We start from the raw sequence: 12,523 nt of genomic DNA on the forward strand, positions 1-12,523 counted from the left end.
TTATCGGGCGGTGGAAAAAAATTGCCGAATGGCGGCCACCGCACGGTCCACACCCGCGGCATCCACATCCAGGTGGGTCACGAAACGCAGTCGGTACAGGCCGGTCGCGCGTATGCCCTGCTCCGCCAGCGCGGCCAGCAGCGCCGCGGACTGGCTGCGCGCCGGGCCTTCCAGGTCCACAAACACAATATTGCTGTGGGGCGACTCCACGACCAGGCCTTCGATACCGGCCAGACCCGCGGCCATGCGCTGCGCCAGCGCGTGGTCATCGGCCAGGCGCCGCACATGGTGGTCCAGTGCATAGGACGCCGCTGCCGCCAGCAAACCCGCCTGGCGCATGCCGCCACCGGCCATTTTGCGCACACGGTGGGCGCGGGTGATCAGCTCACGGCTACCGCACAACGCCGAGCCCACGGGTGCACCCAGGCCCTTGCTGAAGCAAACCGAGACGCTGTCAAAACATTGGGCAATACGCGCCGCTTCGTGGAACACGTCACCGCCGGTTTGCGCTGCCTGCGCCGTCGCGGCATTGAACAAGCGCGCACCATCCAGGTGGCGGCTCAGGCCGCGTTCCTTGGCCAGCGCGGTAGCTGCCTGCACGTAGTCAAACGGCAGCAGCTTGCCGCCAATCGTGTTCTCCAGCGTCAGCAGGCGGCTGCGGGCGAAATGGGCGTCGTCGGGCTTGATGGCGGCTTCGATATCGGCCAGGGCCAGCGTGCCGTCTGCCTGGTGCGCCAAGGGCTGCGGTTGCACGCTGCCCAGCACGGCTGCACCACCGCCTTCCCAGCGGTAGGTGTGGGCCATCTGGCCGACGATGTATTCGTCACCGCGCTGGCAATGGGCCATGATGGCGCACAGGTTGCTCTGTGTGCCGGTGGGCATGAACAGCGCAGCCTCAAAACCCAGCAGGGCTGCGATCTTCTCTTGCAGCGCGTTGACCGTGGGGTCGTCGGCAAACACGTCGTCACCCAGGGGCGCTGCCATCATTGCGTCGCGCATGGCGGGCGTAGGCTGGGTCACAGTGTCGCTGCGCAGATCGACCGTTGTGGCGGTGGATGTATTAGCCATTTATGCCTCTAGCCCCCGTCGTATATAAGCATTTCGCTATATTATTCATAGCAAAAAGTTCTTCAGCATCGCATGGCCGTGCTCGGTGAGTATGGACTCGGGGTGGAACTGCACACCTTCCATGCGCACCGCATGGTCCAGACCGCTGTGGCGCACACCCATGATCTCGCCGTCATCGGTCCACGCGGTCACCGCCAGTTCCTTGGGGCAGGTGGTCCGTTCAATCGCCAGCGAGTGGTAGCGGTTCACCGTGAACTGACTGGGCAAGCCGGCAAACACGCCCTCTTGTGTGGTCGTGATCACCGAGGTCTTGCCGTGCATCAGCTGCTGCGCCCGGACGATGGTGCCGCCCAACGCCGCGCCAATGCTCTGGTGGCCCAGGCACACACCCAGGATAGGCAGCTTGCCCATGAAGTGCTGGATGGCGGCAACCGAGATACCGGCCTCTGCGGGGGAACAAGGACCGGGCGAGACCACCAGGCGGTCCGGTCGGCGCTCGGTTATGCCCTCTATCGTGATCTCGTCGTTGCGAAACACTTCCACCTCGGCGCCCAGTTCACCAAAATACTGGACGATGTTGTAGGTGAAGCTGTCGTAGTTGTCGATCATCAACAGCTTCATACCGTTTCTCCCTGTTGCCGCAGCCGCGCAAATTCGCGGTGCTCAAAAGAAATGCAGACTTCCATCATGCTGCGGTAGATCGCCTCGATGACGGCGGGCTCGCCGCCTTCGGCCAGCGCCTGCTTGCGCACCCGGTCCACAATGGCCTGGATGCGTTCTTCGTCCCGCACCTGGTTTTCGGATTGCTTGATACGCGCGGCCTGGGTCATGTAGCCGCTGCGTTGCACCAGCAGCGGCACCAGCACATCGTCCAGTGCGTCGACACAGCGGCGCACGTCGGTCATCGTGGTGCAGTGCTGCACCTGTTCAATTGCTTTGGTGGTAGTCATTATTCCAATCCCTCCTCGACCAGTTCTGCCGCGCGCAAGAGCGCACGTGCCTTGGCCTCTGTTTCTTTCCACTCCAGCTCCGGCACGCTGTCGGCCACCACGCCGGCGGCGGCTTGTACGTACAGGGTCTGGTTCTTGATGATGCCGGTGCGGATGGCAATCGCCACGTCCATGTCACCGGCGTAACTCAGGTAACCGCAGGCGCCGCCGTACAGACCGCGTTTGGTGGGCTCCAACTGGTCGATCAGCTCCATGGCGTGCACCTTGGGCGCACCGGTCAGCGTGCCTGCGGGGAAGGTGGCCTTGAGCACGTCCATGCTGGTCATGCCGGGCAAGAGTGTGCCTTCAACATTGCTGACGATGTGCATGACGTGGCTGTAACGCTCCACACAAAAGGCATCCGACACCTTGACACTGCCGGTCTGGGCGATGCGGCCAATGTCGTTGCGCGCCAGGTCGATCAGCATCACGTGTTCGGCGCGCTCCTTGGGGTCACCAACCAGCTCTTCCTCGGCGGCTTTGTCCAGCTCGGGTGTGGCGCCTCTCGGGCGTGTGCCTGCCAGTGGCCTGATCGTGATCTTTGTCGACACGGTATCACCAGCGTTAACCAACTCCTGTCTCACCAGAATCTCAGGGGATGCCCCCACCACATGGAAATCCCCAAAGTGGTAGTAGTACATATAGGGACTGGGGTTCAGCGACCGCAGCGCGCGGTACAGGCTCAGCGGCGATTCGGTGTAACGCTTCTTGATGCGCTGGCCCACCTGGACCTGCATGAAGTCGCCACCTGCGATCAGTTCCTTGGCCCGCTCCACCGCGGCGATGTAATCGGCCTTGGCGAAGTCGCGCTGGGCCGGGTGACTGGGCGTGGGTTTGACGGCCGGAATGCTGACCGCCTGGGCCAGACGTTCTTTCAGTGCGCGCAGCCGCTTTCCACCGCTTGCATAGGCATCCGGCTGACCAGGGTCGGCATACACGATCAAATGCAGCTTGCCCGACAGGTTGTCGATGACGGCCAGCTCTTCACACTGCAGCAGCAGGATGTCGGGGCAACCCAGCTCGTCGGGCGGGCAGCTGTCTTGCAGCTTTTTTTCGATGTAACGCACGGCGTCATAGCCAAAATAACCCGCCAGGCCACCACAAAACCGCGGCAGACCAGGGCGCAAGGCCACTTTGAAGCGTTTTTGGTAGCTGGCGATAAAGTCCAGCGGGTTGGCGGTAGATGTCTCCACCACTACACCGTCGGTCACCACCTCGGTACGGGCATGGGCGCCAAAACCACTGGCACGCAATAACGTGCGGGCTGGCAGGCCGATGAAGCTGTAGCGCCCGAAACGTTCACCCCCCACCACGGATTCGAGCAAAAAGCTGTATTTGCCGTTGTCGGGGTCGGCGTGCTGACCCGGCGCATGGGCCAGCTTGAGGTACAGGGATAAGGGTGTCTCCAGGTCGGCAAAGGCCTGGGCCATCAGCGGGATGCGGTTGTAGCCTTGGGCGGCCAGGGCCTGGAATTCGGATTCGGAAATCACGGGTGGTGGTCCTCTCGTTGCAGGGCGGCACCGGGGTGCCACCAACGCTGCGCGGGCTCAAGCCGGCAGCGTTTTATTCAAACCGATTCCCCGGCAAGGTGTTCTACCTGGGAAAGACTGGGTGCGCGCAAGATGTCGGAGTGGGGGTCCGTGCCGCTTGGTCGCGCAGAACCCGTGGGGACCTGCGCAATGTTCACCTGAAGGAATCAGGCCTGTGGCGCAGCCACGGATCCGGGCATGGCGGTGCAGGTACGCCAGGGCCAGGCTCCCCGGTCGCTACAACCCGTCAAAAAGATATGGTGAACGAACATGCGCCGAGTGTATCAAACCCTCTGATGCGTCCGCCTTTGCACCAAACAAGGGCACCCTCCGCGAAAACCCTAGGGTGTTGCAAGTTGTAAACGGCGCAAAATTCGGGCGTTGAACACAAAAACGAACGACTGTTCACTTTTATCAAAAAAGGCTCCCCATGAAACTGCACCAACGCTTGCTGATTGCCGCCACAGGTTTGCTGATGGCAAGCACCGTTTATGCGGCCACCATAGACGTCGAAGGTGTAAAGGTTGAAGACAGCGCAACCGTCGCCGGCGTCAAACTCACCCTCAACGGAGCAGGCGTACGGTACAAGGGCCCCTTCAAGGTGTACGTCGCCGAGCTGTACACGCCCAAAAAGGTGAAGTCACTGGAAGAGCTGGTGGCCACGCCCGGCCCCAAACGCATGACCCTGGTCATGACCCGCGAAATTGAGGCCGGCCCCTTTGGCAGGTTGTTAACCCGCGGCATGGAAGACAACAACCCCAAGGCCGAGATGTCCAAACTGGTACCGGGCCTCATGAAGATGAGCGAGCTGTTTTCGGCCAACAAGAACTTCGTGCCGGGAGATGTCATCGTGATGGACTGGATTCCCGGTACCGGACTGGTCGTCACGGTCAAAGGCAAGGTGCAGACTGAGCCCTTTAAGGAACCCGAATTTTTCAAGGCCCTGATGGGCATCTGGTTAGGCCCCCAACCCGCCTATTGGAAGCTGAAAGACAACCTGTTGGGTGACATGTCATAGCGCCCACAAGGCTCTAACCGCCATACACCCACCATTTACTCCATAGCAGCACTGTCACTCACTTTTATTTACGGAACACCCCGATGCGCTTGATAAAACCTTCACTGCTTCTGGCAGCAGCCCTCTTCTTCAGCCTGCAGGCCACAGCCGCGCCCACGGTCATCCACGGCGTCAAAGTTCAGGAGACCGCCGTAGTGGGTGGCGCCACCTTGCAACTCAATGGTGCGGGCACCCGGTACAAGGGCCCGTTCAAGGTTTATGTGGGTGATTTGTACACCAGCAAAAAAGTTAGCTCATTGGAGGAGCTGATTGCGGCACCCGGCCCCAAACGCCTGTCCATGACCATGCTGCGTGAAGTGGAGGCAGGGCCTTTTGGCAAGCTGCTGACCCGCGGTGTAGAAGACAACACCTCCAAACCCGAAATGTCCAAGCTGGTCCCAGGCCTGATTCGCATGGGTGACATCTTCACCGTCAACAAAGTGTTGCTGGTTGGCGACGTCATCACCCTGGACTGGATTCCCGGCACCGGCATGGTGGTCACCGCCAAAGGCAAGGTACAGGGCGAGCCCTTCAAGGAGCCTGAATTCTTCAAGGCCATGATGTCCATCTGGTTTGGCAGTTCCCCTGCGGACTACATGCTCAAGGACGCGATGCTGGGCATCACCAAGTAAGCAACCTGCTATCCCCTCAACAAAAAGCCCGCAGGCCCGTGCCTGCGGGCTTTTTTACCTTTTGGGCTCGGTAAATTGCGCTACACAAGCTTACAAATTAGCGCTAGAGTGTATTAGTCTGCACGGGAATGTTGGATCCGCATAACGAGGATGTCGCCATGAAACTCAGTCTGAAACTCCCCCTGGCCTTTGCGTTTGCGCTGGGCCTGCTCTTTCTGGGTGGCATGTTTGGCATTGCCAAACTCAATGCTGCGCTGGATGTGTATGAGAAAAACGTCTTGTCCACGGTGGCCGCCCACAAGAAGGTGGCGGTCATTGATTCCAAATTCTCCACGGCCATCCAGGAGTGGAAAAACGTGCTGCTGCGCGGGCAAGAGCCCAAGGACCTGGACCGGTACTGGAACGCACACATCAAGGAAATGAAGGCCGTGCAGGATGGCCTGCGTGAACTAGACGCCATGAACCTGGACAGCGCGGCCAAAGAGACGCTGGCCAAGCTTGAGCGCGCTTTGCCTGTCGTGGGTGAGGCTTACAAAAAGGCCTTTGAAGAGTTCAAATCCATGAACTTCGATCCCACCATAGGCGACAAGGCCGCCCGTGGCAAAGACCGGGAATCGGGCGCATTGATGGCAGAGCTGAAAGACAAACTGTCCAAGGCAGAAAGCGAAACATCGTCCGCCGCCACCAAGGACGCCGCCAAAGCCACTCTGTGGGCCCTGGTGGTGATGGTGATAGGTGCTGCCCTCGGCATGGCGGGCGGCATTTGGCTGAGCCGCCAGATTGTGCTGCCCCTGGCGCGGGCCGTGGAGCTGGCCGACCAGGTGGCGCATGGACAGCTGAACAACAACATCGACGTCCGGGGCAAGGACGAAATTGCCGCCCTGCTGCAGTCGCTCAAAGACATGCAAGGCAGCCTGGCCAAACTGGTGATCAATGTGCGCCAGGGTTCCGAAGGTGTGGCCACCGCCAGCGCGGAGATTGCCCAGGGCAACAACGACCTCTCTGCCCGCACCGAACAACAGGCCAGCGCGCTCGAAGAAACCGCGGCCAGCATGGAAGAGCTGGGCTCCACCGTCAAACAAAACGCCGACAGCGCCCGCCAGGCCAACCAGCTGGCGCAAAGCGCCTCCAGCGTGGCGGTGCAAGGGGGCGTGGTGGTGGACCAGGTGGTCGAAACCATGAAGGGCATCAACGAGTCCAGCCGCAGGATTGCCGACATCATCAGTGTCATCGACGGTATTGCCTTCCAGACCAATATCCTGGCGCTGAACGCGGCGGTGGAAGCGGCACGGGCTGGTGAACAGGGCCGTGGATTTGCAGTGGTGGCCAGCGAGGTGCGGTCCCTGGCCGGACGCAGCGCCGAAGCGGCCAAAGAGATCAAGTCCTTGATTGGTGCCAGCGTGGAGCGCGTGGAACACGGCACCACCCTGGTCGACCAGGCCGGCAGCACCATGAAAGAAGTGGTGGACAGCATCAAACGCGTGACCGACATCATGGGCGAGATCAGCGCCGCCAGTGGTGAACAAAGCGCAGGTGTGCAACAGGTGGGCGAAGCCGTGATGCAGATGGACCAGGCCACCCAACAAAACGCCGCCCTGGTCGAAGAAATGGCCGCTGCCGCGAGCAGCCTGAAGAGCCAGGCCCAGGACCTGGTGCAGGTGGTTGCCGCCTTCAAGGTTGACGAGGGCACGGGTGGCGGCATGGCCCGCACGGCAACCAAGGTGCCCCGTGCACCCACAGCGGCCGCGGTACGGGTACCCGCTAAAGCACCGTCCAAGTTGGCTACCGCCGCATCCAAGCCCACTTCTGCCACAACATCGGCTGCCACCGCCTTGCCAAAACCCGAAGTGACCACCCGCACCAAACCCACACCGGCCGGTGGTGACGACGACTGGGAGACTTTTTAACCCGCGCGGTCCCGCACCCAGGCCACCAGCGCCTGGGCTTCCAGCGGTTTGCCATACAGGTAACCCTGGCCCTTGTCACAACCCAGATCGGCCATCAGGCGGGCTTGGCCCTCGGTTTCGATACCCTCGGCCACCGTACCCAGCCCCAAGGTGTTGGCCATGCGAATGGTGGCTTCGATCAGCACGCGGTGGTAGGCACTGTCCTGTGCCTGGCTGACAAAGGAGCGGTCGACCTTGACAAAATTCACCGGCAACTCGTGCAGGCATGACAAGGACGAATACCCGGTACCGAAATCGTCCAGCGACAGGGCCACCCCTAGGGCACGTATGCCATGCAGCGTGGTCAACACCTCTTCATCCTGCGCAGCCAGGCTTTCGGTCACCTCCAGCACCAGTTGCTGGGGTGACAGGCCATTGGTGCGCAGGGCATCTTGCACATCGGCCACCAGGCCAGGCTGGCGCAGTTGGGCGCGTGACAGGTTGACCGCCAGCGTGGGGTACACGCCCTCGGCCACCACCAGCGGCATGGCCGCGAAGGTGCTGCACGCGGTCTGCAATACAAACTGCCCCAGCGATGCAATCAGGCCACTGGCCTCGGCCACCGGGATGAACTCTACCGGCGACACCATGCCCCGCACCGGGTGGCGCCAGCGCAGCAAGGCCTCCATGCCGGTAAAGGTGCCCGTGGCCAGGTTGACCAGGGGCTGGTAGACCACAAACAGCTCCTGCTTCTCCAGGGCCTGGCGCAGGTCGTTTTCCAGCGACACCGAGGCATTCACCTGCTGGCGCATGGAAGGCTCAAACATGACGTACCGTGCACGCCCCGTGCGCTTGGCTTCGTACATGGCAATGTCAGCATCGCGCAGCGCACCATCGGCGTCGTCGGCCGCATGGGTGCTGGTCACAATGCCAATGCTGACCGATGAGTTGACCTTGTTGGTGCCCACGGTATAGGGCACGGACAACACGTCGATCAGGCGGCTGGCCACAATTTCTGCGTCTAGGTCGCCGCGTATATCGTCCAGCACCACCACAAATTCGTCACCACCGATGCGGGCCGCCATGTGCGCAAAATCACTGGTGTGCAGCAGGCTGTCGCCCGGGCGCAGGCTGTGTTGCAGGCGTGCGGCGATCTGGCGCAACAGGTCATCCCCCACGCCGTGGCCCAGGGTGTCGTTGACCTGTTTGAAGCGGTCAAAGTCCATGAACAAGACCGCAAAGTGGTAACCGGGTTGTGCCTTGCGGCGCGCAATCGCCAGCTCTATGGTCTGCAACACGGCGCTGCGGTTGGGCAGTTGGGTGAGCACATCGGTGCGGGCGGCGGCACGCAGCTCCTGCTCCATGGTTTTCTGGGCCTGCACGTCCATGGCCACACCGGCCATACGCAGCGCGTTGCCATGGACCGAGCGGTCCACCACGGCACCCACAATCAGTATCCAGACCCAGCGCCCGCTGCTGTGGCGAATCCGCATGGACATGCGCAACGGAACCGAGGGGTCACGCACCTGCGCCATCACAGCCGCGGTCCAGGGCTTGAGGTCCTCCGGATGGGTCACGGCGTGCCACGCATCAATATGCATGGCAATGTCCATACGCTGGTAACCCATCATGTCCAGCATACGTTGGTTGCACTGCATGGCGCCGGTGGCTACGTCCCACTGCCAGGTGCCCAGCCCTGCACCATCCACCGCCAGGGTCAACAGGCGCTGCTGGGCCCGCAGATCGGTCAGGTCGGTGGCCACCGCCACCCAGCCGGTCAGCTCACCGTCATCACCGTGCATGGGCTGCAGGTCCATCAGGGCCCAGCGCGGCTCGCCGTTGGCGGACCGCAGGCTGATTTCCCGTTTGAGGGCTTGGCCCTTGTCCACCGCGTCGCGAAACTGGGCAAAGGCGGCGGGGTCTGCATGGCCCCGCTCCAGCAGCACCGCCAGTTGTTGGCCCACACAGACCTGCGCCACCAGCCCCATCATGCCGGTAAAGGCCTGGTTGACCCAGACCACGGTGCGGTCGGCATCGGCCAGCGCCACCGCATTGGAGCTGCGCTCGGCCACCACGGCCAGGCGTTTCAGGCGTTCAACCAGCGCAGCCTGGGCTTCAGATGCAGGATCAGAGGGTTTGGAGCCTGGCATGGAGACTGGCCAAGGAGCGACGCACTTCTGGTACTTGTGGCGACCTAGGCGGCCAGCGCGTGGCGCATGGCGTCAACCACCGCCTTGTAATCGGGTTTGCCAAAGATGGCGCTGCCGGCGACGAAGGTGTCGGCCCCGGCGTCGGCCACGCGGCGGATGTTGTCGACCTTGATGCCGCCATCCACTTCCAGGCGGATGTCCTTGCCGCTGGCATCGATGCGTTTGCGCACGTCCGCGATCTTGCGCAAGGCGGAATCGATAAAACTCTGGCCGCCAAAACCGGGGTTGACACTCATGATGAGGATGAGGTCGATGTCGTCGATCACCCAGTCCAGCACATCCAGCGGCTCGGCTGGGTTGAACACCAGCCCGGCCTTCACGCCCTTGGACTTGATGGCCTGGATGCTGCGGTGCACGTGACCGGAGGCATCGGGGTGGAAGCTGATGTAGTCGGCCCCCGCATCGGCAAAGGCTGCGGCCAGTGCGTCCACCGGCGAAATCATCAAATGCACGTCAATCGGCACGGCCACACCGGCAGCGGTCTTGGCATGGGGCTTCAAAGCCTGACAGACCATGGGGCCGAACGTCAGGTTGGGCACATAGTGGTTGTCCATGACGTCGAAGTGGATCCAGTCGGAACCGGCGGCAATGACGTTTTTGACTTCTTCACCCAGGCGGGCAAAGTCAGCGGAGAGTATGGAGGGGGCGATGCGGTAGGTCATGGCCGGAGTTTAATCAGATAGCGAATCAGATAGGATCGGCGGCTATGGCCAAGTATCAATTTTCTGTCGAAGTTTTACCGCAATTCCTGCCCGAACAGTCCGCACCGGACGAGGACCAGTATGTGTTTGCCTACACCATCACCATCACCAACACCGGTGATGTGACGGCCCAGCTGATCTCACGCGCCTGGAATGTCAACGACTCCAACGGGCATACCGAACGGGTCAAGGGCCTGGGCGTGGTGGGCCAGCAGCCCCTGCTCAAGCCCGGCCAGGCCTTTGAATACACCAGCGGCACCCGCCTGCGCACACCCACCGGCACCATGCACGGCAGTTTCTTTTGTGTGGCAGAAGACGGTGAAAAGTTCGAGGCCGATATCCCCATGTTTGTGCTGGACGCACTGAGTGGCGAAGCCGGCGTGGGCGGTTCGCGCACCTTGCACTGATGACACAGCCCCCCGCGCGCCCTGCCCCACCCCCAGCCGAGCAGCAGGCGCTGCTGTACCTGCTGGACACCATGGACGCCGATGCCAGCCAGGTGCAGCGCCACCTGTGGCTGATACGCCTGATGGACTGGATACGCGGCGACGGCAGCTCGGCCGACGCCGCGGTGGCCCGGGTGGGCCAGCTGATCACCGCGGTGGAGGCCGACCCGGCCACCACCATACGCCTGCAAGTCTGGTGGCGCACGCTGCTGGACACAGTGGACGGCACCACCCTGCTGTCCGACTACGGTTTTGCCTCGCGCAATGCTTTTGTCAGCGAGTTGGTGGAGCGCCTGCACTACAAGCTGCTGCCGGTGTCGCCGGAAACCACGGACGCCTCCGACCTGTTTGCCCTGGTCATGCCCAGCGCGCTGGACGCCGCCTGGCTGGCGGCCCTGCCCGGCACCTACCTGGAGCGCCTGGCGGAGTTGCTCAGCGCACCCGCCTCTGGCATGCAGGGCGCGGCCCACCCCAAGCTGACCTACTGGCAAAACACCCTGCTGGAGGCCATGACCTTTTGCACCAGCCAGATCCGGGCGGCCGGCTTCTCCCCCGAGATACGCCTGCGCATGAGTGTGCGGGCGCGCGACGCCAGCCCCTTCCACACCCTGGCGTCCGACTTTGACACCCTGCGCGACGCCTGGCTGGCGCAGCTGGACGGCAGCGGCTCGGGCGCCGACCTGGCGCAGGCCGTGAACCACTTTCGCACCCGCCTGGATGCCTGCCGCAACGCAGCCTCCACGGTCTACACCCACCTGGACGCCCACGGCATCTCGGTGGACCTGGTATTCCGCCTGCGCCAGCTGCGTGAGCGGGTGATGCGCATCCGCGCCCTGCTGGACTGCCTGCTGGTCGACCCGCCCCATGTTCACACCGCGCTGCTGATGTCGCACCTGGCCAGCGTGGGGCAGGACCAGCGCAGCCTGCGCGCCCTGTTTTCCAACAGCACCTCGCTCTTGGCGGCCAAGGTGGCCGAGCGTAGCTCCGAAGTGGGAGAACACTACATCACCCGCACCCGCAGCGAATACCGCGGCATGCTGCGCAGTGCGGCCGGTGGCGGCGCATTGACGGCGCTCACCACCGGGCTGAAGTTCGCCATCATGGCTGTGGGGCTCACCGCCTTTTGGAACGGCTTTTGGTCCGGCCTGATGTATGCCGCGAGTTTTGTGCTGATCCAGCTGCTGCACTGCACGCTGGCCACCAAACAACCGGCCATGACCGCTCCGGCCATGGCGGCCAAACTGCGCGACTTCTCCGACGCGGGTGCCATGCATGCCTTTGTGGACGAGGTGACCCACCTGGTGCGCTCGCAGGTGGCGGCGGTGCTGGGCAATGTGGTGGTGGTGTTCCCCGCCGTGTTGCTGATTTCGGGCGCCATGCAACTGGCCATCGGCCGGCCCATGATCAGTGCCGAGGCGGCGGCCTACGTTTTCCAGTCGCTGACGCTCTTGGGGCCCTGCCTGCTGTTTGCGGCCTTTACCGGCGTGTTGTTGTTTGCCTCCAGCATATTGGCCGGCTGGGTGGAAAACTGGTTTGTGCTGCACCGGCTGGACTCGGCCCTGCGCTACAACCCCCACATCACCCGGCGCCTGGGTGTGGAGCGGGCCGACCGCTGGGCGCTGTTCATGCGGCAGCACATTTCGGGATTTGCTTCGAACATCTCGCTGGGCTTCATGCTGGGCCTGTTTCCGGCCATCTTCGGATTCTTGGGCCTGGGCCTGGACGTGCGCCACGTCACCCTGTCCACAGGCCAGCTGGCGGCCGCCTGCGCCGCCCTGGGCTGGGATGTGGTGCGCAACCCGGCGCTGTGGTGGGCCGTTGCCAGCATTCCCTTCATTGGCGCGCTCAACCTCAGCGTGAGTTTTTACCTGGCCTTCCGCGTGGCCCTGCAAGCCCATAGCGTGACCGGCCTGGGCCGTGTGCGCATACGCCGTGCGGTGCTGGAGCGCCTGCGCAGTGAGCCCATGAGCTTTTTGCGCCCCGCCCGCGAAGAAGGCTGACACGG

The 12,523-nt window shown here is 62.7% G+C and carries 11 protein-coding genes; 5 read left to right on the forward strand and 6 right to left on the reverse strand.

What is annotated here, in order from left to right; translation table 11 throughout:
• From ltaE to HZ993_RS11420, 4 genes are read right to left on the reverse strand one after another with little or no spacing between them, the layout of a single operon-like run.
• On the reverse strand, positions 1-1,068 hold the full coding sequence (ltaE, locus tag HZ993_RS11405) for a low-specificity L-threonine aldolase (RefSeq protein ID WP_209398013.1): 1,068 nt from the start codon (positions 1,066-1,068) through the stop codon (positions 1-3).
• A gap of 45 nt (positions 1,069-1,113) precedes the next feature.
• Positions 1,114-1,689, reverse strand: a complete 576-nt coding sequence (locus HZ993_RS11410; RefSeq protein ID WP_209398015.1) for an aminodeoxychorismate/anthranilate synthase component II — start codon at positions 1,687-1,689, stop codon at positions 1,114-1,116.
• On the reverse strand, positions 1,686-2,018 hold the full coding sequence (locus HZ993_RS11415; RefSeq protein WP_209398017.1) for a chorismate mutase: 333 nt from the start codon (positions 2,016-2,018) through the stop codon (positions 1,686-1,688). Before HZ993_RS11415 ends, HZ993_RS11410 begins: the two co-directional genes overlap by 4 nt.
• Entirely contained in the window at positions 2,018-3,547 is a 1,530-nt protein-coding gene (locus HZ993_RS11420; RefSeq protein WP_209398019.1) for an anthranilate synthase component I family protein, read from the reverse strand. Before HZ993_RS11420 ends, HZ993_RS11415 begins: the two co-directional genes overlap by 1 nt.
• Before the next feature lie 469 nt (positions 3,548-4,016).
• On the opposite strand from HZ993_RS11420, the gene HZ993_RS11425 reads away from it, so the two are divergent.
• The 3 genes from HZ993_RS11425 to HZ993_RS11435 all read left to right on the forward strand — a co-directional run bounded on the left by HZ993_RS11425 (position 4,017) and on the right by HZ993_RS11435 (position 7,182).
• Positions 4,017-4,604 (forward strand): chalcone isomerase family protein, encoded by a 588-nt coding sequence (locus HZ993_RS11425; RefSeq protein WP_209398021.1) that lies wholly within the window; start codon positions 4,017-4,019, stop codon positions 4,602-4,604.
• A gap of 83 nt (positions 4,605-4,687) precedes the next feature.
• Positions 4,688-5,275 (forward strand): chalcone isomerase family protein, encoded by a 588-nt coding sequence (locus HZ993_RS11430; RefSeq protein WP_209398023.1) that lies wholly within the window; start codon positions 4,688-4,690, stop codon positions 5,273-5,275.
• Positions 5,276-5,433: 158 nt separating this feature from the next.
• On the forward strand, positions 5,434-7,182 hold the full coding sequence (locus tag HZ993_RS11435; protein WP_209398025.1) for a methyl-accepting chemotaxis protein: 1,749 nt from the start codon (positions 5,434-5,436) through the stop codon (positions 7,180-7,182).
• Here HZ993_RS11435 and HZ993_RS11440 read toward each other — a convergent pair.
• Positions 7,179-9,311, reverse strand: coding sequence for a bifunctional diguanylate cyclase/phosphodiesterase (locus HZ993_RS11440; protein ID WP_209398027.1), 2,133 nt, complete (start codon positions 9,309-9,311; stop codon positions 7,179-7,181). The two genes, HZ993_RS11435 and HZ993_RS11440, sit on opposite strands and share 4 nt — an antisense overlap.
• 44 nt (positions 9,312-9,355) lie before the next feature.
• The gene (gene rpe / locus HZ993_RS11445) at positions 9,356-10,033 is read right to left on the reverse strand and encodes a ribulose-phosphate 3-epimerase (RefSeq protein ID WP_209398029.1); all 678 of its coding nucleotides are present in this window, start codon (positions 10,031-10,033) and stop codon (positions 9,356-9,358) included.
• Positions 10,034-10,077: 44 nt separating this feature from the next.
• Here rpe and apaG point away from each other — a divergent pair, with 44 nt between their 5' ends.
• The gene (apaG, locus tag HZ993_RS11450; RefSeq protein ID WP_209398031.1) at positions 10,078-10,479 is read left to right on the forward strand and encodes a Co2+/Mg2+ efflux protein ApaG; all 402 of its coding nucleotides are present in this window, start codon (positions 10,078-10,080) and stop codon (positions 10,477-10,479) included.
• Positions 10,479-12,518, forward strand: coding sequence for a site-specific recombinase (locus HZ993_RS11455; RefSeq protein WP_209398033.1), 2,040 nt, complete (start codon positions 10,479-10,481; stop codon positions 12,516-12,518). The genes apaG and HZ993_RS11455 overlap by 1 nt, the downstream gene beginning before the upstream one ends.
• Positions 12,519-12,523 lie beyond the last annotated feature (5 nt).

The organism is Rhodoferax sp. AJA081-3, from assembly GCF_017798165.1.
GTDB lineage: Bacteria > Pseudomonadota > Gammaproteobacteria > Burkholderiales > Burkholderiaceae_C > Allorhodoferax.

Excerpts from the sequence above, each read along its gene's own strand:
- HZ993_RS11410 (WP_209398015.1), bottom strand. The coding sequence starts at position 1,689 with ATGAAGCTGTTGATGATCGACAACTACGACAGCTTCACCTACAACATC.
- apaG (WP_209398031.1), top strand. The coding sequence starts at position 10,078 with ATGGCCAAGTATCAATTTTCTGTCGAAGTTTTACCGCAATTCCTGCCC.
- rpe (WP_209398029.1), bottom strand. The coding sequence starts at position 10,033 with ATGACCTACCGCATCGCCCCCTCCATACTCTCCGCTGACTTTGCCCGC.
- ltaE (WP_209398013.1), bottom strand. The coding sequence starts at position 1,068 with ATGGCTAATACATCCACCGCCACAACGGTCGATCTGCGCAGCGACACT.
- HZ993_RS11455 (WP_209398033.1), top strand. The coding sequence starts at position 10,479 with ATGACACAGCCCCCCGCGCGCCCTGCCCCACCCCCAGCCGAGCAGCAG.
- HZ993_RS11425 (WP_209398021.1), top strand. The coding sequence starts at position 4,017 with ATGAAACTGCACCAACGCTTGCTGATTGCCGCCACAGGTTTGCTGATG.
- HZ993_RS11435 (WP_209398025.1), top strand. The coding sequence starts at position 5,434 with ATGAAACTCAGTCTGAAACTCCCCCTGGCCTTTGCGTTTGCGCTGGGC.
- HZ993_RS11415 (WP_209398017.1), bottom strand. The coding sequence starts at position 2,018 with ATGACTACCACCAAAGCAATTGAACAGGTGCAGCACTGCACCACGATG.
- HZ993_RS11430 (WP_209398023.1), top strand. The coding sequence starts at position 4,688 with ATGCGCTTGATAAAACCTTCACTGCTTCTGGCAGCAGCCCTCTTCTTC.
- HZ993_RS11440 (WP_209398027.1), bottom strand. The coding sequence starts at position 9,311 with ATGCCAGGCTCCAAACCCTCTGATCCTGCATCTGAAGCCCAGGCTGCG.